General features: G+C 72.8%; 20 protein-coding genes and 1 pseudogene. 10 read left to right on the top strand and 11 right to left on the bottom strand.

Annotation, left to right across the window (positions count from 1 at the left end; genetic code table 11):
- Positions 1-56: 56 nt before the first annotated feature.
- From ACGFIM_RS05460 to ACGFIM_RS05450, 3 genes are all read right to left on the bottom strand, one after another.
- Positions 57-695 carry a cupin domain-containing protein gene (locus tag ACGFIM_RS05460; protein WP_393195032.1) on the bottom strand — a complete coding sequence of 213 codons (639 nt, stop codon included), beginning with the start codon at positions 693-695 and terminating at the stop codon, positions 57-59.
- Between the two features lie 241 nt (positions 696-936).
- Positions 937-1,893: an NAD-dependent epimerase/dehydratase family protein gene (locus ACGFIM_RS05455; protein ID WP_393195030.1), complete on the bottom strand. Its 957-nt coding sequence runs from the start codon at positions 1,891-1,893 to the stop codon at positions 937-939.
- 85 nt (positions 1,894-1,978) lie between these two features.
- Entirely contained in the window at positions 1,979-2,317 is a 339-nt protein-coding gene (locus ACGFIM_RS05450) for a hypothetical protein (protein WP_393195027.1), read from the bottom strand.
- Positions 2,318-2,461: 144 nt separating this feature from the next.
- Here ACGFIM_RS05450 and ACGFIM_RS05445 point away from each other — a divergent pair, with 144 nt between their 5' ends.
- Together ACGFIM_RS05445 and ACGFIM_RS05440 are read left to right on the top strand one after the other, a co-directional pair.
- The gene (locus ACGFIM_RS05445; protein WP_393195024.1) at positions 2,462-2,920 is read left to right on the top strand and encodes an STAS domain-containing protein; all 459 of its coding nucleotides are present in this window, start codon (positions 2,462-2,464) and stop codon (positions 2,918-2,920) included.
- Positions 2,921-3,000: 80 nt separating this feature from the next.
- Complete coding sequence (locus ACGFIM_RS05440; protein ID WP_393195021.1) at positions 3,001-3,429, top strand: glutaredoxin domain-containing protein; 429 nt, start codon at positions 3,001-3,003, stop codon at positions 3,427-3,429.
- Between the two features lie 155 nt (positions 3,430-3,584).
- On the opposite strand, the gene ACGFIM_RS05435 is transcribed toward ACGFIM_RS05440, so the two are convergent.
- The 5 genes from ACGFIM_RS05435 to ACGFIM_RS05415 all read right to left on the bottom strand — a co-directional run bounded on the left by ACGFIM_RS05435 (position 3,585) and on the right by ACGFIM_RS05415 (position 7,835).
- Positions 3,585-5,201, bottom strand: coding sequence for an SRPBCC family protein (locus ACGFIM_RS05435; protein ID WP_393195018.1), 1,617 nt, complete (start codon positions 5,199-5,201; stop codon positions 3,585-3,587).
- Positions 5,202-5,207: 6 nt separating this feature from the next.
- Complete coding sequence (locus tag ACGFIM_RS05430) at positions 5,208-5,762, bottom strand: hypothetical protein (protein ID WP_393195015.1); 555 nt, start codon at positions 5,760-5,762, stop codon at positions 5,208-5,210.
- A 110-nt stretch (positions 5,763-5,872) separates the two neighbouring features.
- Complete coding sequence (locus ACGFIM_RS05425; RefSeq protein ID WP_393195012.1) at positions 5,873-6,274, bottom strand: hypothetical protein; 402 nt, start codon at positions 6,272-6,274, stop codon at positions 5,873-5,875.
- Positions 6,275-6,282: 8 nt separating this feature from the next.
- Positions 6,283-7,152, bottom strand: coding sequence for an amino acid permease (locus ACGFIM_RS05420; RefSeq protein WP_393195009.1), 870 nt, complete (start codon positions 7,150-7,152; stop codon positions 6,283-6,285).
- Complete coding sequence (locus tag ACGFIM_RS05415) at positions 7,149-7,835, bottom strand: aminotransferase class V-fold PLP-dependent enzyme (RefSeq protein ID WP_393195007.1); 687 nt, start codon at positions 7,833-7,835, stop codon at positions 7,149-7,151. The genes ACGFIM_RS05420 and ACGFIM_RS05415 overlap by 4 nt, the downstream gene beginning before the upstream one ends.
- A gap of 99 nt (positions 7,836-7,934) precedes the next feature.
- On the opposite strand from ACGFIM_RS05415, the gene ACGFIM_RS05410 reads away from it, so the two are divergent.
- Entirely contained in the window at positions 7,935-8,210 is a 276-nt protein-coding gene (locus ACGFIM_RS05410) for a cupin domain-containing protein (RefSeq protein ID WP_393195004.1), read from the top strand.
- Positions 8,211-8,235: 25 nt separating this feature from the next.
- On the opposite strand, the gene ACGFIM_RS05405 is transcribed toward ACGFIM_RS05410, so the two are convergent.
- Entirely contained in the window at positions 8,236-8,847 is a 612-nt protein-coding gene (locus ACGFIM_RS05405) for a GPP34 family phosphoprotein (protein ID WP_393195001.1), read from the bottom strand.
- Between the two features lie 528 nt (positions 8,848-9,375).
- Here ACGFIM_RS05405 and ACGFIM_RS05400 point away from each other — a divergent pair.
- Positions 9,376-11,547 carry a SpoIIE family protein phosphatase gene (locus ACGFIM_RS05400; protein WP_393194999.1) on the top strand — a complete coding sequence of 724 codons (2,172 nt, stop codon included), beginning with the start codon at positions 9,376-9,378 and terminating at the stop codon, positions 11,545-11,547.
- Between the two features lie 86 nt (positions 11,548-11,633).
- Positions 11,634-13,037: a sensor histidine kinase gene (locus tag ACGFIM_RS05395; RefSeq protein WP_393194996.1), complete on the top strand. Its 1,404-nt coding sequence runs from the start codon at positions 11,634-11,636 to the stop codon at positions 13,035-13,037.
- Between the two features lie 50 nt (positions 13,038-13,087).
- On the opposite strand, the gene ACGFIM_RS05390 is transcribed toward ACGFIM_RS05395, so the two are convergent.
- Complete coding sequence (locus tag ACGFIM_RS05390; protein WP_393194993.1) at positions 13,088-14,266, bottom strand: cysteine desulfurase-like protein; 1,179 nt, start codon at positions 14,264-14,266, stop codon at positions 13,088-13,090.
- Positions 14,267-14,424: 158 nt separating this feature from the next.
- Between ACGFIM_RS05390 and ACGFIM_RS05385 the strand changes: the two genes are divergently transcribed.
- Positions 14,425-15,891, top strand: a complete 1,467-nt coding sequence (locus tag ACGFIM_RS05385) for a wax ester/triacylglycerol synthase family O-acyltransferase (RefSeq protein WP_393194990.1) — start codon at positions 14,425-14,427, stop codon at positions 15,889-15,891.
- Between the two features lie 388 nt (positions 15,892-16,279).
- Here the strand turns inward: ACGFIM_RS05385 and ACGFIM_RS05380 are convergent, their stop codons facing one another.
- Entirely contained in the window at positions 16,280-16,924 is a 645-nt protein-coding gene (locus ACGFIM_RS05380; RefSeq protein ID WP_393194987.1) for a TetR/AcrR family transcriptional regulator, read from the bottom strand.
- Between the two features lie 157 nt (positions 16,925-17,081).
- On the opposite strand from ACGFIM_RS05380, the pseudogene ACGFIM_RS05375 reads away from it, so the two are divergent.
- The 4 genes and pseudogenes from ACGFIM_RS05375 to ACGFIM_RS05360 all read left to right on the top strand — a co-directional run.
- A pseudogene (locus ACGFIM_RS05375) lies at positions 17,082-18,020 on the top strand (RNA polymerase sigma factor); the annotation flags it as partial.
- Between the two features lie 97 nt (positions 18,021-18,117).
- The gene (locus tag ACGFIM_RS05370; RefSeq protein ID WP_393194984.1) at positions 18,118-18,885 is read left to right on the top strand and encodes a class I SAM-dependent DNA methyltransferase; all 768 of its coding nucleotides are present in this window, start codon (positions 18,118-18,120) and stop codon (positions 18,883-18,885) included.
- A 209-nt stretch (positions 18,886-19,094) separates the two neighbouring features.
- A complete protein-coding gene (gene add, locus ACGFIM_RS05365) occupies positions 19,095-20,045 on the top strand; it encodes an adenosine deaminase (RefSeq protein WP_393194981.1) in 951 nt (316 codons plus the stop codon).
- Between the two features lie 82 nt (positions 20,046-20,127).
- Positions 20,128-20,937 (top strand): TIGR02569 family protein, encoded by an 810-nt coding sequence (locus ACGFIM_RS05360; protein ID WP_393194978.1) that lies wholly within the window; start codon positions 20,128-20,130, stop codon positions 20,935-20,937.
- Positions 20,938-20,974 lie beyond the last annotated feature (37 nt).

Genomic DNA, 20,974 nt, shown 5'->3' with positions numbered 1-20,974 from the left:
CTGCGCGGTCATGCGGGCCGGTACCTGCGCGCTCATGCCGGCCGGTAGCTGCGGGGTCATGCGGGACGGCGGTAGCGGGCCCGGCCGGGCGGCTTCGACGCCACCAGCCCGGCCCGCTCAGCGCCGGCCCGCGGTTCTGAGCCGGCCCGCTTCTCCGAGCCGGTCTGCCGCTCAGCGCCGGCCCGTTGCCCGGTGCCGATCCGCTGCTGAGCGCCGGTTCGCAGGTGTGAGCCGGTCGGCCGATCCGAGCCCTGCCGCTGCTCTGGTCCGGTCCGCCGTTCGCGGCGGGTGCCGCGCGGCAGCGTGAGGGCGAGGATCGTGCTCGGGATGTCCAGCTCGATACGGTGCCAGCGGCCGCGCGGCACGATGGCGGCGGTGCCCGCCCCCAGCCTGACCACCTCCTCCCCGCGCCCGTCCAGGCGCAGGAAGAGGCGGATCTTGCCGACCACGCAGGACACGATCTCGTCGGCCTCCGGGTGCATCTCCCAGTGGTCGGCGTGCACGTCGTCGGCGGTCTTGGCGTGAAAGGCCGTCAGCCGCCAGCCGTCCAGGTCGCCGCCCGCGCCTCTCCTGCCCGCGCGGATCTCGCCGTCCCCGCCCAGGTGGATCTCGGACGCGAGCAGGTCGATCGGCCTCGCGCCGCTCACGTCATCTCGGGGGATCAGCGGGACGAACGCCTCCAGTTCTCCGTTCATGCCGCCATCCTGACGATGACCGGTGCCGAGATCGCCCGCCAAGCGTCGGGGATGTCCCGAGCATGACGCACCGATCGGCGCGCCTCGGAGCCGACAGGCTTCTTCTGCCGGCCGAGGCATCCCGGAAACCACGGCAGGCGTCGCCGGCCGGTCGGCGCGGCCCGGAGCCGACGGGCCCCCGGCCGGTCGGCGCGCCCCGGCAAGCGCGGTCATCACCCGCCGATCGGCGCGCCTGCCGGCATCAGGTGAGGAGGCGCAGCAGCTCGGCCTCTTCCTCGGCGGTGAGCCCGGCCTTGGTGACCTGGTGGCCGGAGTCGCGCAGCCAGGCGAGCGTGTCGCGCGCGGTGTCGGCGATCGGGCGGATGCGCAGCCCGGCATCCAGCGTGGCCGAGACGTCGCGGGCCATGAACCCGGCGTACTCCGGCAGCGGCAGCCACAGCGGCAGCGACCGCGGCCCCGCCCAGGGCGCCACCTTGTGCTCGGTGAGGAACTCCTGGCCGGCCCAGACCAGCTCGGGCCGCACCGACAGCCCCTCGGCGATGCCGGCCAGCAGCTCGCCCCTGGTGAACGGGCTGGACATCACGTCGTACGGCCCCGCGAGCCCCTTCTCGGCGGCGTCGAGCGTCCAGGCGGCCACGTCGCGCACGTCGGCGAGCTGCACCAGGTCGCCGGGGGAGCCGGGAGCCAGCACGGGCCCGCCGCGCGCCAGCCGATCCACCCAATAGGTGAACCGATCGGAGCCGTCCTCCGGGCCCACGATCAGCCCGGCACGGACGAGCAGCGCCGCATCGCCGGCGATCTGCTCGCACGCCACCTTCGCGGGCCCGTAGTTCTCCGGGGCGCTCTCGTCGGCGCCGGGCGCCAGCGGCTCGTGCAGCACCTGGGTGGCCTCATGGGTGTCGGCGTAGACGCTGCACGTGGAGATCATGGTCCAGTGACCGGCGCGCCCCGCCAGCTCGGCGACCGCCCTGCGGACCATGCTCGGGTGCCTGGCGACGTCGATCACCAGGTCGAACGAGCCCTCCAGGGGCGACAGGCCGCCGTCCTGCGCGCGATCGACGCGGACGAACTCCACCCCCTGCGGCGGCTCGCCCGCCTGGCCGCGCGCCGCGCACACCACCTCGTGCCCGCGATCGCGCGCCTGCCGCGCGATCTCCTTCGACAGAAACCTCGTACCACCCAGAACAAGTGTCCGCATGCCCTCATCCTGGCCTACCGAGGCAGGCGGAACCGGGCCGCTTCACTCCCAGCGCAACCCGAGCCGCCACCTCGATGGAAAGGCGTCAGCCGGAGGCGAACCTCCGGGCGCGGTCGCGGGCCCACTCCACCATCTGCGCGGTCTGCTCGTCGCGGATCGGCGAACCGGGCATGCCGTTCAGCCGCTCGACCTGCTCGGCCAGGCGGAGGTGCTCGCGCTGGGCGTGCTCCCTGCACGGCAGGCAGGTGACGCGTTCCGGGTGGGGCGAGGTCATCGCGTACGGCACCTGAAGCCCGCAGCCGGAGGTCACCACGGACGGCGCGTCGGGGACGCGGCCCAGCGTCGAGGCGATCACGTTGCGGAAGGCGGCACCGGATTGCAGCACCTTCCGCTCGACGTGGATGTGCGGGTCGGTCTCGCTCATCGGCGGCCACACCTCCGTCGGTCCGGCGCGGTTCCGCAGCCAGACTAGTGCGGTGCCGACGGGCTTACGCTTCTGCTGCTTTTCGGTCACTTTCCGAGCCGTGCGATCGTTGCATCACGCAATGAACTGTTATGGTCGCGATAGGTGATCCGGGAAGTCTGGTCGGCGCAGGTCTTCCATGTACGTCCACGCTGGGACCCGTTCATGCACCCCTCAGAACCTGGAATCCACGAGAGTGCTCCGGATTTCGACATCCGGCTCGACAGGCACGGGGAGGTCGTCCTGCTGTCCCCGACCGGGCGGCTGGAGGGGGTGGCGTGCCTGGTCCTGCAGCAGTACCTGGTCAACGCGCTGGTGGCGCGGATCCCGCCGCTGATCGTGGTCGATCTGCGCGAGCTGGCGGCGATGGACGAGCACGGCAGGGACGTCCTGCGGTCGGCCGCGCGGCACGCCAGGGTGTCCGAGGGGCGCCTGATCGTGATCCCAGGCGGCTGCGTCACCGGGTATGAGCGCGCCGGTGAGCGTGGCGGGATCGAGGCGGCGAAGTCGGTGGACGACGCGCTCGCCGAACTCTCCGGCGCCTCGCACCGACCGGCCGGCTGACCCGTCAGGAAAGCGCCGGGGACCGGCTCGCGCACCCCGGGAGTGCCGGTGTGTAAGGCGTTCCGGTAGTTTGCCTGATCGTGAGGCGCAGATGGATGGCACCGGGCCTGCTGGCGGCGATCGGGGTGGTGCTCGCGGCGTGGACGGCCGCGCGGGGCGACTTCGTGGTGGCGGCCGCGGTGCTCGTGGTGTACGCCGCGCTCGGTTTCGCGATCTCGCCGCTGGCGTTCCCCAGGCCGGTCGGCGCCGAGGAGGCGCGGCGGCGCAGCGCGGCGGACGGGCGGGCGATCGTCTACTGGCGTCCGGGCTGCCGTTTCTGCATGCGCCTCAGGTTCCGGCTGGGCCGGGCCGCCCGGCGGGCGTACTGGGTGGACATCTGGCGCGACCCGGCGGGCGCGGCGGCCGTACGGGAGATCACCGGCGGCGACGAGACCGTCCCGACCGTCGTGCTGGCGGGCGAGCCGCACGTCAACCCCGACCCGAAGTGGCTGCGCGACCGGCTCGCCTGAGCCGCAGGGCACGGGTCAGCCCACCGCGCGGGCCACGCACAGGGGGCAGGCGGGCCGGAACAGGGGAGTGCCCGCCTCCGGGCCGCTGAGCCGGAGGCGGGCACGTGTGGCGGCGAGGCGCGGGCCCGTCATGGGCCGATCGGTCCGGCCGCCTTTCAGCGGCTTCGCTCCTCGCCTTCGTCCTCTTCCTCTTCGTATTCGCCCCCTTCCGGTTCCTCTTCGGCTTCTTCTGCTTCGTCCTCTTCCAGTTCCGCCTCCTCTCCGGGCTCCTGCTCGGCGGCGGGCTCTTCGCCCTCCTCCGGCTCTTCGCCCTCCTCGTCCTCGTACTCCTGTGGCTCTTCTTCCTCTTCGGCCTGGGCCGCGCGCTCCTCCTCCATCGCCGTCTCGTGGTCCTTGACCACCTCGCCGTCGCGGATCTCGCCGCGCCAGCCCTCGCCGACGTCCTCGGGGTGCAGCACCAGGTGCGCCATGACGTGGCGGCGGAAGTGCTTGAGCTCGAGCCGCACCCGGCGGCCCTGCGCCCGCCACAGGTTCCCGGTCCGCTCGAACAGCCCCTGCGGGTGGTACTCCAGCACCACCAGCACCCGCGTGAGGTCGTCGCTCAGCTCGTGGAACGTCACCGCGCCGTCCACGTGACCCTTCGGCCCCTCCGAGCGCCAGATGATCCGCTGGTCGGGAATCTGCTCGATGATGTGGGCCGTCCAGCTCCGGTGCGACCAGAAGACCTGCGCCTTCCAGGTCAGCTTCTCGTCGGACTCCTGCTTGACGTTCTCCACCTTCTTCATGAACGACGGGAAGTCCTGGAACTGCGTCCATTGGTCGTACACCAGGCGGCGGGGCGCACCGATGTCGATCGTCTCGACGATGTTCGTGACCTTCTCGAAGCCGCCCTTGCCGCCTTTGCCGCCGCCGGTGACCTTCTGCATCATGCTCTTGAGCCCGCCCTTGACGCCGCCCTTCAGCACTCCGCCCAGCACGCTGCCCGAGCCGCCCCCATCGTCGGATCCCGAGCCGCCCGAGCCGGTCACCGCGCTCAACAGGCCCTTGCCGCCGTGCTCCGCGTAGTCGGTGAGGCGGCCGGTGAGGCCCTCCAGCTTGTCGCCCGCCTTGGAGACCGCGCGGTTGAGCGCGGCGTGCATGAGGTTCTTCGCCTCGTCGACGAGCCGCTCGGTCGGCAGCGCGGACAGGAAGTCCTTGCCGACGCCCTTGACCGCTCCCGCCGCCGTGCCCGCAGCTCCCGTGGCGGCACCCGCCACGCCCTTGGCCGCGCCCGCGACCTTCCCGGCCGCGCCGGTGGCGCCTTTGGCGGTGTCCGAGACGCCTTCGGTGGCGCCTTCGGCGGTGTCCGAGACGCCTTCGGTGGCGCCTTCGGCGGTGTCCGAAGCGCCGTCGGTGGTGCCTTTGGCGGTCTCTGTGGCGCCCTTGGCGGTGTCGGTGACCCCTTCGGCCGCCCCGGTGGCACCCTTGGCGGCGCCGGTGGCCTGATCGGTGGCGCCCGTCGCCTGCTTGGCCGCGCCCGCGGCCCCCTTCACCGGGCCCTTCGCCGCGCTCTTCGCCGTCCCGGCGGCGCGAGTGGCCGTGCCCGTCGCCGAACGCGTGGCCTTGCTCGCCACCTTGCCCGCTGCCGGCGTCTTCCCCGTGCCTTCCTTGGCGGCGCTCGCGGCCTTGCCGAGCCCGCTGACCGCGCTCTTGCCCGCGCCCGCGGCCTTGCCCGCCGTACGTGTCAACCGCCGGACCGTGGGGCGTCCCGCTCCCGCTCGTTCCTCAGCCACCTGTGCTCACCTCCGGACGGTGGTCCGCCGGATGGTGCGCGGCTGCCGCCGCGCCCGTTCCTGCCCAGCGGGCTCTCGGTCGGCCTCGTCCTGACTCCCGGCCTCGTCCTGGTTCCCGGCTTCGTCCTGGTTCCCGGCTTCGCTGCCGGGCTCGCTCTCGGCCTCGCCGCCGGTGCCGCTTTCGGCCTCATCATCTGGGGAGGACTCGCCGGTAGCGCCGGTGTCGTCCGCCTGCTCGGTGGTCTCGGCCGCGTCCTCGGCGGTGGGAGGTGCCTTGAGCAGCTCGGCGCGTTCGTGCAGCTTGTCGCTCAGGGAGTCGACCTGCCTGCTCGCCGCTGCCTTGCCGGCCTCCATCAGGCCGCCCTTGACCTGCTCGGTCAGCTTGCCGAGATCGGCCGATGAGCCCAGCGTCTTGAGCCCCATCGACAGCAGCCCGCCGTTCCCGGCGGCCTTTCCCGCCAGCCCGGCCGCCGCGAGGAACGCCGCCGTGCGCAACTTCCTCCGCCGCCCGAGGTAGTACCCGGCCAGCAAGGCGCAGGCGATGCTCAGCTTGTTCGACATGATCGAGTTTCCTTCCCCGAGGCCCGCGTCTGGAAGGCCCATCGCGGCCCGTCTGCCCTCAAAGGGGACGAGGAACCCGAAATCATGCGAAACTTCAGCAAATTTGCGGATCAGTCTGGTTTGTGCCGTTTCGGGATGCCCGCCCACCACGCCGGCCGCAGCGGCTCGATGAACAGCGTCGAGACGATCACCGCGGCGAGGAACACCATCACCACGCCCGACGTCACGGGCGCGCCCCAGAGCCGCACCGGCGACGGCGGCAGCCCCTGGGCGGCGCGGGTGCGGCGGAAGGCGTGATGGGTCGCGAGGATGAGCAGCCACACCACCAGCGCCCCGAACACCGACGCGCCGAACAGCGCCAGGTACGCGCCGCTCTTGCCGGCCGCCGGCACCCCGGCCGCGAGCGTCGGGCCGAGCGCCGACAGCGCGAGCGCGTTGCGCGGCACGCCGGCCCGGTTCAGCCGTCCCGTCCAGCGCGGGGCGTAGCCGTTGGCGGCCGGCGAGTGCATCATCCGGGTGGTCAGGTAGAGGTGGTGTCGGCGCTGGACAGCGCGGCGGTCAGCACCACGAAGATCATGATGGCGGCCGCGGCCGGGACTCCGGCGGCCGAGAACACGGTGACGAACGGGCTCTCGGTGACCGACCCGCCCTGCGCCGTCACCGGCCACGGCACCACGGTGAGCACGATCGCGATGGCCACCACGTAGAAGAGCGCGAGCCGGGTGATCATGCGGCGGGCGGCGCGCGGGATGTCGCGTACGGGGTCTTCCGACTCGGCGGCGGTGACCGACACGACCTCCGTGCCGATGTAGCTGAACAGCACGAACACCATGGCGAGGAACAGCCCGCTCATCCCGTTCGGCAGGAAGCCGCCGTGCGCGGTGAAGTTGGCCAGGCCGGTGGCGTCCGCGCTGGGCAGGCCGACCGTGACCAGCACCAGGCCGAGCAGGATGAACACGACGATCGCCACCACCTTGATCATCGCGAACCAGTACTCGGCCTCGCCGAACAGCCGCACCGCCGCCGCGTTCACCGCGAGCACGACGAGCGAGAAGACCGCGACCGGCAGCCACAGCGGCAGCGACGGCCACCAGAACTGCACGTAGATCCCGGCCGCGATCACCTCGCCGCCGATCGCGATGACCTGGATCGTCCAGTACGTCCACCGCACCACGAACCCGGCCCACGGCCTCAGATAGCGGTGGGCGATGAGCCCGAACGCGCCCGCTTCGGGATGCACCACCATCATCTCGGCCAGCGACCAGCCGATCACCATGGCGACTGCGGCGCAGATGACGTACGCCACGATCGTCGCCGGGCCCGCCTGTGAGATCGCCAGGCTGGAGCCGAGGAAGAGCCCGGTGCCGATGGCGCCGCCGAGCCCGATCATCGTGAGCCGGCGCCGGTCAGCCGGCGCTGCAGGCCGGAGGCGTCGGGGGTCACGGGGTCGTCCACGGCACGTGCCTTCCGGTAGGCGTTTGGGGGGTGGTCGGCTCCTCCGATAGGAGCCGATGGCTTCGACGGCCGCGTCCACGTCGGAGCGGTCGTTGTAGTAGTGGAACGACAGGCGCAGCAGGTGGCCGCGCGGTGCCGTCCAGATGCGGCGTTCGGCCGGCGCGGCGGCCAGCCGTCGGGGGCCTCGTCGGCGATGGCCACCTGCGGGCCGCGCGCGCCCTCGGCCGCCAGCCGCTCGGCCAGCTCCTCCACCAGGGCGGACACGTGGCGCCGCACGTCGTGCAGGTCGATGCGCTCGATCAGGTCGAAACCGGCGTTCGCCGCGTACGCCGACGGGATGGGCGGCGTGCCGGTCTCGAAGCGGCGCGCGTCGTCGGGGAAGCCGAGCAGCCTGGGGCCGAACGCGAACGGCTGCCTGCGGCCGAACCACCCGGTCAGCTCCGGCTCGCGCTGCCGCTCGAGCCCGCCGCGCACGTACAGGAAGGCGATGCCGGGCAGGCCGAGCAGGTACTTCAGCGAGCCGGACGCCAGGTAGTCGCAGCCCGGCTCGCGCACGTCGATCGGGGTCACCCCGGCGGCCTGGTAGGCGGCCTCCGACGCGCACGACAGCACGGCCACCTCGCCGGGCTCGGCGCCGATCAGCCGGGCTAAGCGCTCCCTGGCCCGCTCGACCCGCGCCGTCCAGGTCCCCCATGGAGCGCCCTCGGCGCGCAGCGAGTGGCCGATCTCCTGCAGCGCGTACGCGAGCCGCGACGACAGCGCTCCCTGGCTGCAGCTCGCGAGCCACCTGCCGCCCGGCGGCTCGGCCGGTACACGCGCGTCTCACCCGGCCACGGCCGGCGCGGGCGGCTCGTCGTCGAGGCGGCGGGGACCGAGCACCTGCTGGAGGAGGGGGACAGCTGCTACTTCGACTCCTCGCTGCCGCACCGCTGCCTCAACCCGGGCGACGAACCCGCCGGCTTCCTCATCGCGACGAGCCCGCCGAGCTACTGATCGGCCCGCCGCGGGGGAGCGGCGGTCACTCGCCGGCCATGGCGTACAGCGCGGCATCGGCGATGACGCCCACCGTGCGGATCACCGGCTCGGCCGCCCATCCGCCCTCGGCGACCTCCTTGTAGCGCCGGTCGGCGTAGCCGGGGAAGAACGTGCGGGTGTACCGGTCGGCGTGCAGGATCGCGATGAGCGTCCCCGTACGGGGGTCCGGCTCCGCCCCGGCCAGGACGGCGGCCACCCGCGCCCTGATCTCGGCCCGTCCGCCGGGACGCGCCTCCGGCCACCGCCTGACGGGGAAGATGCCGAGCGCCTTGCCGCGCGTCTCGGCCAGCACCCCGCCCGTCACCAGCCGGGTCAGCAGCCGCCGCCGTAAGCCGTGCCGTTCCAGGAGCCGGATGCACGACACGGGCCGCCTGCTTCTGGAGCCCAGGAGCGCCAGCGCGGCGTCCAGCTCGTCGTCGCCGACCCGGCTCGGGTCGCGGACCCGCAGCCTTCCTCCCGACGGCTCCACCCGGTCGTGCACGGCCAGCTCGGCCAGGACGGCGGCGGCGATCGCGGGATCCAGCCAGGTCAGGGTGACGGCCGGCCGGCCTTCCTCGTCGTAGGCGAGCAGGAGCAGCTCCTCCGCGATGGTCATGCGACCTTCACCCTCTTCGCGCGCGGCATGGTGCTCACGGCGTGATCCACCTCGGACGTGGTCGCGCGGCCAGCCGGGGAAGATCCGTCGATCAAGCCGGGTGCCTTCGAGCGTCCAGCCGAACGGCTACGCGGTCAAGGCCCCGCCCGGCCGGGCGGGGCCTTGACCGCGGGCGGTGAGAGCGGGGGCTCGGCGTGACCGGTACGCGCTGCTCTCCATGGGCACGCGCGGATCACGCCCGGGCGGGCCGGCATCGACCAGGCCGTGCTGCTCGCGGCCGGCCTCGGCGTGTACTCCGAGAGCACCGTCCTCGCCGAGGTGCGGATGTTCCGGCCCGGCAGGGAGAAGGGCTTTACCTGCGGCAGCCTCGCCGGATGGCCCGCGACCAGGGCGTTCGCTGCCCGCCCCCGCACCGGCCGGCGGGCATGGTCATGGAAAAGTCTGACGACCGCCATTCACATCCCGGCAACCGGTCAGATTACGACAAGCAATCACCTATCGGGCTAAAGCGGTAGATACCGTGACCGTATGGCTCGCGTAGGGAGGCGTGAGGAGCCGATGCTGTCGCGCGGGACCGAGTGGCTCACCGCGTCTCACCGGCTCCGGCCGGCCGGGCCCCCGGCCACCACGGAAATGGACGAGATGCTCGTGCGCGCCGCACGGGAGACCGGGGCCCACATCGCCCTGCTCTACCTGCTCGATGCGGCCTCCGAGGTGCTGCTCATGCAGTCACAGATGGGGCTGCCGGGCCCGATGGTCGGACAGTGGAGCAGGCTGCGCGCCGAGGCCGGCGTACCCGCCACCGTCGCCGTGCGGCGCGGGGAGCGCGTGTGGGTGCCCGACCTGGAGGAGCTCGCCCGGCGCTTCCCCGCCATGGCCTTCCTCGTGCCGTACCACTTCTCCGTGCTGGCCACGCCGCTCAGGCTCGGCGACCGGGTGGTCGGCTCGTGGGTGCTCATGTGGTCGTCGTCGCGGGCGCCGCGGCTCGGCTCGTACGAGCTGGAGGTCATCGACGAGGCCACCCGCCGCATGGAAGAGGTGCTGAAGGAGTCGGCGGGGGACGACCAGCGGCCCCCGGTCACCCCGCAGCCGCGCACGCTGACGCCGGTTCCGTCCCGGCGCTACGAGGGGACGCGCGCGCCGGGCGGCTTCGGCTTCGCCGACCGGCTGCGGGACGGCTGCGTCTCGCTCGACCTGTACGGCCACATCACCTACCTCAACGATTCGGCCGCCCAGCTGTTCGGCGGCGCCGCCCACGGCACGCTGCTCGGCCGCGTGCTGTGGGACGCGGTGGACTGGCTGCGCGGCCCCGTCTTCAAAGAGCGCTTCCGGCACGCCGTGGTCAGCCAGCAGCCCACCACCTGCCTGCTCGGCACGCCGGGCGGCGTCACGGTCGAGGCCCGCCTGCACCCCGACCCGTCGGGCGTCAGCCTGCACCTCGTGCCCACCGGCAAGATGGGGCTGACCGACAGCGCGTCACACCCGCAGCCGCACCACCTGCACGAGCTGCTGCACCTGGCCGCCACCCTGACCAGGGCGCTCACCGTGCGGCAGGTCATCGAGGTGGTCACCGACCACATGATGGCCGTGTGCGGCGTGCACTCCATGGCGGTCTTCATCGCCGAGGGCGGCAGGCTGCGGGTGCTCGGCTCGCACGGGTTCAGCCGCACGTTCGTCGAGCGGCTGAACGGCATGCCCCTGGACTACGTCACCATGACCGGCCAGGTCATGCGGACCGGCGAGGCCAGGTTCTACAGCGACCGCGAGGAGATGGGCGACGTCTACAAGCCCGCGCTGGACGCCGACGACATGGAGGCGTGGGCGTTCCTGCCGCTGTCGCTGCCCGACCGGCTGGCCGGCACCTGCGTGGTGGCCTTCGAGCAGCCGCACCCGTTCAGCGGGGCCGAGCGCACCACCCTCACCTCCCTGGCCGGCCTCATGGCCCAGGCGCTCGACCGCGCCCTGCTGTACGAGGCCAAGGACCAGGCCGCCCACTGCCTGCAGCACAGCCTGCTGCCGCGCCGCCTGCCCGACATGGAGGGCCTGGAGGCCGCCGCCCGCTACCTGCCCGCCACGCGGGGCGTCGGTGTCGGCGGCGACTTCTACGACCTCATCCGCCTGCACGACCACGCCGCCGTCGCGGTCATCGGCGACGTGCAGGGACACAACCTGTCCGCCGCCGCGCTCATGGGGCAGGTGCGCACCGCCATTCACGCCTCCGCCACCGACCCGGAGTCCGAGCCCGGCACGGTGCTGTGCAACGCCAACCGGCTGCTGCTCGACCTGGACACCGACCTGTTCAGCAGCTGCGTGCTGCTCCACATCGACCTGCGGCTGCGGGCGTTCTCCATCGCCAACGCCGGCCATCCGCCGCCGCTGCTGCGCGCCCCCGGCGGCGCCGCCGAGCCCGTCGAGGTGCCGCCCGGCCCGCTGCTCGGCATCGATCCCGACGCGGAATATCCGACCCTGCAGGTGCCCTTCTCGCCCGGCGCGGTCCTCGCCCTGTACACCGACGGCCTCATCGAGGAGCCGGGCGTGCACCTGGACGACGCCATCACCCGCCTGGCCGCGTACCTGACCAAGGCGGGGCAGCAGTCGCTGCACCTGCTCGGAGAGACCCTGCTCGAACAGGCGCCCGCCGCCGAGCAGCGCGGTGACGACATCGCGCTGCTGCTGCTCGAGCACCTGCCACGGCCATGACGGACCAGGACGGGGTCATGGCGCAGGGAGCCTACCGGCCTTTTCCCCGAAGCCTGCTCCGGCTGGGGGTGGGCAGAGGAGGTCGCATGAGGCTGAGCGGGCCGGGATGGCGATGGCCGTACCCCAGGTCGATCCGCGCGCGCTACGCGTGCTGGGTCGGGGGGCTGTTCCTGGTGATCCTTTCGGTGGTCGCCGCCCTCGCCGTGCTCGGCATCCGCAACAGCATCTCGAAGGACGTCTACGAGGATCTGTGTCAGGAGATCGTCGGATGGGCGAACGAGATGGTGCCGGGCCAGATCGACCGGCCCAGGCCGAGCCTGCGCACCGACTACATGCAGCTCGTCAACGCGCGAGGCGAGCTGGTGGCGGGCAACCCCGCCGGGATGCGCATCCCGCCGCTGACCGCCGTCCGCCCACCGCCCAATGAACGGCTCAAGGACCTCGTGGCCTGCCCGCCGAAGGGGCCGTGCCTCATGGTGGCGGTGCTGCGGCTCGACGGCAGCGTGGCGCAGACGCTGTTCGGCGGCGAGGAGCACTACATCCTCGGCGCCCGGGTGATGCCGCCCGCACTCGCCACGCCCTACCTGCCCATCGGCTTCGGCATCGCGGCGCTGATCGCCTCCGGCGCGGCGGCCTGGGCCACCTGGGTCGTGGTGGGCCGCACGCTCCGCCCGGTGCGGGAGATCAGCGCCACCATGCGCGAGGCCACCGCGACCGACCTCAGCCTCCGGGTCCCGACACCGCCGGGCGACGACGAGATCGCCGAGTTCGCCCGTACCTCCAACCTCTACCTCGACCGCCTGGAGAAGGCGGTGTCCGCCCAGCGCCGCTTCGCCTCCCTCGTCTCCCACGAGCTGCGCGCCCCCGTCTCCGCCCTGCACGTGCAGCTGGAGGAGGCGCTGATGTACCCCGACGAGGTGGAGCCGCGCTCGGCCCTGCGGCTGACGCTGCGCACCACCGAACGCCTCCAGGCCATCATCGACGACCTGCTCGCCTACACCCGGGTCAAGAACTCGGGCCCGGCCGCCCACCAGCAGGTCGACCTGGTCGAGCTGGTGGAGGAGGAGCTCACGGCGCTGCCCCGCTCCGGCATAGACATCCGGCTGCACCGATCCGGCCGCCCCACCGTGATGGGCTCGCGGGTGCAGCTCCTGCGCGTGCTCGACAACCTCCTGGCCAACGCGCGCCGGCACGCCCGCACCCGCATCGACGTCTCCGTCTCGCGTGCAGGCCGGCAGGCCGTCCTCGCCGTGCAGGACGACGGCGACGGCGTCCCTCCCGAGGACCGCGAGCGGATCTTCGAGCCGTTCGTCCGCCTGGAGGAGGGGCTGCGCCGCGACCCCGGCGGCAGCGGGCTCGGGCTGGCCGTCAGCCGCGAGACGTGCGTGGCGCACGGCGGCACGCTGACGGTCGAGGACTGCCCGCGCGGGGCGCGGTTCGTGATCCGCCTGCCGGTGTACGAGCAGCCCTCCGCCGCCGACGCCGTCTGAACGATCTCTTCAGCGCGGTCTTCGATGCCGCTTGTTCCGGTGCCGCCCGCTCAGCGCAGCCTGGCCACGCCGTCCAGCAGCCGCTCCACGTCCGAGGCGTCGTTGTAGTGCACCAGGCCCGCCCGCACCGCGCCGCCCGAGTCGCGGATGCCGAGCGCGCCGGTCAGCTCCCAGGCGTAGTTGTGGCCGTTCCAGACGTTCACCCCCAGCTTCGCCAGGTGCTCGGCCACCTGGCGCGGGGTGTGCCCGGCCACGTTGAAGTAGACCGTCGCGGTCCGCCTGGCGGGCTTGCCGTACAAGGTGACGTGCGGCATGGACGCAAGGCCCGCCAGCATCTCGGCGAACAGCTCCAGCTCGTGCTCCTCCGCGGCGGCCATCGAGGCCAGCAGGCGCTCGCGGCGGGTGCCGGTGCCGGGCACCATGGCGGCCAGGTGGTCCACGGCGGCCGTCACGCCGTCCAGGTCGGCGAAGGCCGCCGTGCCCGTCTCGAACCGCTCGGGCACCGTGTCCGGCGACGACGCGAGCTTGTCCGGCCGCAGCGTCTCCAGCACCTCGGGATCCGCGACGACCGCGCCGATGTGCGGCCCCGCCCACTTGTACGCGCTCGTGGCGTAGAAGTCGGCGCCCAGCGCCCGCATGTCCACCGGGCCGTGCGGGGTCGCGTGCACGCCGTCCACGTACACCAGCGCTCCGGCCCGGTGCGCCAGCTCGGCGATGGCCGGCACGTCGGGGCGGGTGCCGAGGATGTTGCTCGCCGCCGTGACCGCGACCACCCGCGTCCGCTCGTTGATCAGGCCGGCGTACTGCTCGACCGGCAGCTCGCCGGTGACCGGATCGATCTCGGCCCACCGCACGGTGGCGCCGGTCTGCGTCCACGGCCGCACGTTCGCGTCGTGGTCGAGCCGCGAGACCACCACCTCGTCGCCGGGACCGGCGATGGCCTTCGACAGCCGGTACGTGAGCGTCGTCATGTTGGGCCCGAGTATGACGCCTTCAGGACGTCCGCCCACCAGGTCGGCGACGGCGGCGCGGCAGGCGGCCACGATCGCGTCGGAGCGGTGGCTGGCCGGGAAGGCGCCGCCCACGTTGCCGATCCCCGTCCGGTAGGCGGTGGCGATGGCGTCGATCACGGACTGAGGGACCTGGGTGCCGGCGGCGCCGTCGAGATAGGCGTGGCCGTCGGAGAGTGCGGGGTACGCGGCGCGTACCTCTTTGATGGGGAAAGGCATGATATCTAGATGCTCACCTGGCGCGACCTCAATCGTGCGGCGCTGACTCTCCAGTATCTTTCGTCTCTTCAGCCGTCGGGGTGGCGTGCCCGGCCCGTCGGCGGGCAGCTGGAGAGAGGGCGCCGGCTCTGTGATCGCGTTCGGGCGGAGGTGGGACGATGCCGCGGCTTTCCGCGCTCGACGCGCAGTTCCTCCACTTCGAGACCGCCACCAACGTCGCCAACATCGCCGGCCTCGCCGTTCTCGACGGCCATCTGCTCCGCGCCGACCTGCAGGACCTGCTGCAGCGGCGGCTGCCGTACGTGCCCGCGCTGCGGCGCAAGCTCGCCCCCGTCCCCTTCGGGCTCGACCACCCGTACTGGCAGGAGGAGGACGACCTCGACCTCGATTACCACGTACGCGAGATCGGCCTGCCCCCGCCCGGCGACGACCGCCAGCTCGCCGAGCAGGTCGCCCGCCTGCACCCGCGCCGCCTCGACCGCGGCCGGCCGCTGTGGGAGATCTACCTGATCCACGGCCTGCCCGGCGGCCGCACGGCCCTCTACACCAAGATCCACCACGCCGCCGTGGACGGGATCGGCGGCGCCGACGTGCTCGCCGCCCTGCTCGACATCACCCCGGAACCCGCACCGCCGCCGCCCGGCGCGCCCGGACGCGACGAGCCGCCGCCCGCCCCCGCCGAGATGGTGGTGCGCGCGCTGGCCAGGCTCGCCACCAACCCGGCACACGCCGTGCGCTTCGCCGCCGACGCCGTGCCGCACCTCGACGAGATCCCCGTCATCTCCCGGCTGCCCGGGGCCGCCCTCGTCTCCGGGATCGCCCGCCGCCTCGCCGGTGAGGGCCACGCCCCCGATCTGCCCGTGCTGCCCGCGCCCAGGACGCCGTTCAGCGGGCCGGTCTCCGCGCACCGGCGCTACGCGTTCGTCGCGCTGCCCCTGGACGAGATCAAGCAGGTGCGCAAGGCGTTCGGGGTCACGGTCAACGACGTCGTGATGGCGATGTGCGCGGGGGCGCTGCGCCGGTGGCTGGCCGCCCACGGCGGCGTACCGGCCCGGCCGCTGGTGGCCGGAGTGCCGTTCTCGGTACGGCCCGGCGACGCCGCAGGCCGGTCTGCTGACGGGGCGGGGCGCTCGGGCGAGGGCTCGGGGCCGGGCAACCAGGTGGCCCTCATGACCGCGCCGCTCGCCGTGCACCTCGCCGACCCGGTGGAGCGGCTGCACCACGTACGGCAGTCCATGCACCGCATCAAGGACCGCTTCTCGCTCGCGCCCGCGCGCTGGCTGCGCGAGTTCAGCGAGTCGATGCCGGCCGCGCTCATGGGGCTCGCCGCGCGCTCGGCGTTCGGCCTGGTGGGCCAGGCCGCGCCCCCCATCAACCTGATCGTCTCCAACGTGCCGGGGCCCCAGTTCCCGCTGTACGTGTGCGGCATCCGGCTGCTCGCCGACTACCCGGTCTCGGTGATCACCGACGTCAGCGGCGGCATCAACATCACCGCCTTCTCCTACGACGGCCGGCTCGACGTCGGCGTGGTCACCGACCGGGAGATGGTGCCGGACGCCTGGGAACTGACCGGCGACCTGCGCGCCGCCCTCCAGGAGCTCCGCGAAGCGGAGCCCACCGGGTGACCGGCGAGGTGCCCCTGGCGCTCTGGGCCTGCTGAAGCTCCGCGAAGCGGAGTCCGCCCGGTGGTCGGCGAGGTGCCCCTGGCGTTCTGGGCCTGCTGAAGCTCCGCGAAGCGGAGTCCGCCCCGCCGCACCGGCGCCGTCCGGCCGCCCTGAGCCTGCCTCGCTCGCGCTTTCGGCCGCGCGGAATTGTCGGTGGCGGGTGGCAGGCTGGGTAGCGGCGGGTCGTGGGTAGGGGGTACGAGCGAGGGCGGTCGGCGGGGGCCGCCGCCGAACGATGTGCCGGGTGACACGGCCGGGCCAAGCGGCCGGGTCAGGCGGGCAGGCTCACGCGGCCGGGCCACGCGGCCGGGCCACGCGGCCGGGTGATGTGGCAAGGCGAAGGGGGTGGTCAGCGGATGGCGAGGGTGCCGAGTGAGGGCTCCAGAAGGTCGAAGACACGGCGGGCGATCTCCGCGACCTCGGCGGCGATGCGGTCGAGCGTCGCGTCGTCGCCGTCCTGGGCGGTCAGCATGCGGGCCTGCAGTTCGCGGAAGATCAGCCGGTCGGCGGCCGCGAGCTGCGCCGCCACCGCCCGTGCCCCGACCGGGTCACCGGGCATCTCGCCGGCGAGCTGCTCGGCGAGCGCCTCTTCGCGCAGGTCGTGCAGCTCGCGCAGGCGCGCCACCAGAGTGGGGCTGTCGGCGATCATGCGGGCGAAGGCCGGCCCGGTGAAGCCGATGATCGCGTCGTGGCGTTCGAGCGCGGCCAGATACTCGCGCCGCATCGCGGCCAGCGCCGGCTCACCGGCCGGGCGGCGGGCGAGCGTGGAGGCGGGCCCGGCCACGAACTCCTCGTGGTAGTCGAAGGCCAGGTCCTCCTTGCGGGGGAAGTAGTTGGTCACGGTCATCTTCGCGACCCGCGCCGCCGCGGCGATGTCGGCGATCGTCGTGCGGTCGAAGCCACGTTCCAGGAACAGTTGGGTAGCGTGGTCAGAGATGGCCTGCCTGGTCTCACGCTTCTTCTGTTCTCTCAATCCCAAGGTGTCGGTGCTCATGGCTCCAGTCTTACACAAAAACTTAGGTCCGACCTTATTTTAGGTTGACTCTTCATTGGAGGGGGCATAAAGTTAGGTGCGACCCAAGTTTAGGACGCCGTCGGTGCACGCAAGCGAGGAGAGGGTCTTGTCCCAAGCAGCAGAGGTTCTCGAACTGGACGACAACACCGCCGACGGCATGACCGCCGTCGGAGCCGACTCGGTCAAGGCGTACCTCAAAGAGATCGGCCGCGTGCCGCTGCTCACCGCCGAGCAGGAGATCGACCTGGCCAAGCGGATCGAGGCCGGGCTGTTCGCCAGGGAACGGCTCGACACCGAGCCCGACCTGCCCGACGACCTGCGGGCCGACCTGGAGTGGATCGCGGAGGACGGCGTACGCGCCAAGCAGCGCATGCTGGAGGCCAACCTGCGGCTGGTGGTCTCCATCGCCAAGCGCTACACCGGGCGCGGCATGCTGTTCCTCGACCTCATCCAGGAGGGCAACCTGGGGCTGATCAGGACGATCGAGAAGTTCGACTACCGGCTCGGCTTCAAGTTCTCCACGTACGCCACGTGGTGGATCAAGCAGGCGATCACCAGGGCGATGGCCGACCAGGCCCGCACGATCCGCATCCCCGTCCACATGGTGGAGCTGATCAACAAGGTCGCGCGGGTGCAGCGCCGCCTGGCGAGCGACCTCGGCCGCGAGCCCACGCCCGAGGAGATCGCCAAGGAGTGCGAGCTCGACGTCGACCGCGTCATCGAGGTCCAGGGCTACGGCCGCGAGCCGATCTCCCTGCACACGCCGCTCGGCGACGAGGGCGACAGCGAGTTCGGCGACCTGATCGAGGACACCGAGGCCGTCTCCCCGGCCGACGCGGTCTCGTTCACGCTGCTCCAGCAGCAGCTCCGGGCCCTGCTCGACCAGCTCACCGAGCGCGAGGCGGGGGTGATCAGCATGCGGTACGGCCTCAACGACGGCAAGCCGATGACGCTGGACGAGATCGGCCGCGTCTACGGCGTCACCCGCGAGCGCATCCGCCAGATCGAGGCCAAGACCATGTCCAAGCTCCGCCACCCCTCACGCTCTCTCGCGCTGCGCGACTACCTGAGCTGAGCGCCGCCGCCTGAGGTGTGAAAGGCTGCGCAAACGGGTCATCAAGAGTGTCGCCACAGCCCTCGGGACGCCGGGCCGTCGGCCTAGATTCCCTGGCGTGAAACGCGCCCGCTCGAGCCTCGTCCACCAAGCGACGTACGCGATCAAGCATCCGGACAAGATCGTCCCTCACCTGCGGCGGCTGGCCCGCGACACGTGGCTCAGGCTGCGTACGCAGGACCACGTCTCCTACTACCGCGCCGTCATGCGCTCCGACACCGCCCGCGATCCCGAAGGGGCGGTCGGCTCGCACAGCCACAAGCGCTGGCTGGCGCTGGGCCGCCTGCAGTTCGACTACCTCGTCGACCACGGGCTCAAGCCCGAGTGCCGCCTGCTGGAGATCGGCTGCGGCAACCTGCGCGCCGGCCACCTGTTCATCGACTACCTGCACACCGGCAACTACTACGGCATCGACATCTCGCCCGACATCCTCATCGCCGCCCAGGACACCATCGTCCGGCACGGGCTGGCCGACAAGCTGCCCCACCTGACCCCCGTACGCGACCTGCGTTTCTCCTTCCTGCCCGACGCGCACTTCGACGTCGTACACGCCCACAGCGTGTTCTCGCACTCGCCGCTGCACGTCATCGAGGAGTGCTTCGCCCACGTGGGACGGGTGATGAAGCCGGGGGCCTGGTTCGACTTCACCTTCGACCGCACCGAAGGCAAGGAGCACCACGTCCTGCGCGAGGACTTCTACTACCGCACCGAGACGCTGGCCGACCTGGCCGCCTCGTACGGCTTCACCGCCGTGCTCATGGAGGACTGGGAGCGCGGGCCGCACAAGCAGTCGAAGATGCGCCTGACCAAGCGCATCACCCTCTGACCTGGCGGGTCCGCCGCGGGTGAGCAGTGGAGCCCGTCGCGGCGCGAGAGGTCATGGGGTGCGGCAGCTCGGCCGGGCAGGCCGGGAGCAGCCGCGTGCGGGCGCCCCGGCCGCCCGCTCGCCGGTGAAGAGCAGTTCATCGGCCTCCGCCGGCCCCGGGGCGATAATGCGGTGCGTCCATGGCATGCCGCTCTCTACTGTGGGGGCACGTGAGAGACGTACGGGCATTGCCCAAAGCCCACCTGCACGTGCACCTGGAGAGCACCGTCCGCCCTGAGACCGTCCGCGACCTGGGCGGCGAGCCCCTGCCCGAGGGGGTGTTCCGGAGCTTCAGGGAGTTCGCCGACCGCCGCGCCCAGGTCCGCGCGCTGCTGCGCACCGCCGAGCACTTCCGCCGCGTCGCGCTGGAGTTCTGCGCCGACGAGGCCGCCCAGGGCACCAGGTACGCCGAGGTGACGTTCACCGCCGCCGCCCACGGCGAGCGGGTCGGGCAGCCGGACATGCCGCTGGCGGCCGTGCTCGACGGGCTCGCCGAGGGGCGCGAACGGTACGGCATCGAGTGCCGGGTGCTGCTCGACCACTCCAGGCGGCGGCCGATCGAACGACTGTGGCGGACGTACGAGCTGGCCGTCCGGCATGACGAGGTGATCGGCATCGGGCTGGCCGGGGACGAGAGCCACCCGCTCGCGCCGTTCGCCGCCGTGCTCGACGCGGCCAAGGACGCCGGGTTGCACCTCGTGCACCACGCGGGGGAGTCGGCGGGGGCGGCCAGCATCCGCGAGGCGCTCGACATCGGGCACGCCGAGCGCCTCGGCCACGGCATCAGGGTCCTCGACGACGACCGTCTCGTGGCCGAGGTCCGCGAGCGCGGGATCCCGCTGGAGGTCTGCCCCACCTCCAACGTGCTGCTCGGGCTGGTGCCGTCGCTCGCCGAGCACCCGCTGCCCCGGCTGCGCGCCGCCGGGCTCGCCGTCACGATCAACACGGACGGGGAGACCGCGCTGGCCGGCGAGTACGCCCGGCTGCGCGACGTCTTCGGCTACACCGACCACGACCTGGCGGACTTCGCCAGGGCCGGCATCGACGCCTCCTTCGCCCCGGAGGCGCTGAAGGCCGGCATGCGGGCCGGTGTGGACGCCTGGCTGAAGGCGGACGCATGACCTCCGCCGCCGGCGCCGCGCCGTCCCGCTGCCGGGTGACGCGCGTCTCCGGCGCCGCGCCGTCCGCCGGGGAGGTGGTCGCGTGACGCACCTCCCGGACGGCGCGCCGCCCGCCGAGGTCGTGGCCGCGTTCGGGGGAGCGGGGGAGCCCGTGTGGCTGGGCGGGGCGTGGCGGGCGGGGCCGGTGGTGCTGAAGCCGGTCACCTTCCCGCCGGAGACGCTCTGGCGGGCGGAGGTGCTGGCGTCCCTGCCGGAGTCGCCGGAGTTCCGGTTCGCCCGCCCGGTCGAAGCGAGCGGCGGCGGCTGGACGGTGCAGGGCTGGGAGGCGTCCACGCTGGTGGCGGGGGAGCCCGACGTACGCAGGCCGGACGACGCGCTACGCGTGGGCGCGGCCTTCCACGCGGCCGTCGCGCACCTGCCGAGGCCCGCCTTCCTCGACGACCGCGACGATCCCTGGACGCAGGGAGATCGGGCCGCCTGGGAGGAGCGGCCCGTGACGCCGGACCCGGCGGGCCTGCTGGAGCCGCTCGTCCGGGCCCGCCGCCCGATCGGCCTGCCGTCCCAGGCGGTGCACGGCGACCTGGCGGGCAACGTGCTGTTCGCCCCCGGGCTGCCCCCGGCGATCATCGACTGGCCCGTCTACTGGCGGCCGGCCGGGTGGGCGTCGGCGGTCACGGTCGTCGACGCCCTGTGCTGGTACGGCGCCGAACCCGCCCTGGCCGCCCGCTGGGCGCACCTGCCGGAGTGGGGGCAGCTTCTGATCAGGGCGCTGATCTACCGCATCGTCACCGATCAGGTGCTCCTCGGCGGGGACGCCTGGACCCGCGACCGGGTGGCCGCCTACCGCCCGGTCGTCGGCCTCGCCGTCACCTGCGCGCAACACCCGGCCTGAGCCCCGGCCCGGCCGGAGGGCGCCCCCGGGGGGAAGC

It is taken from the genome of Nonomuraea sp. NPDC049309 (assembly GCF_043196965.1).
Classification (GTDB): domain Bacteria; phylum Actinomycetota; class Actinomycetes; order Streptosporangiales; family Streptosporangiaceae; genus Nonomuraea; species Nonomuraea fastidiosa.
This window is presented reverse-complemented; position numbering and strand designations above follow the sequence as displayed.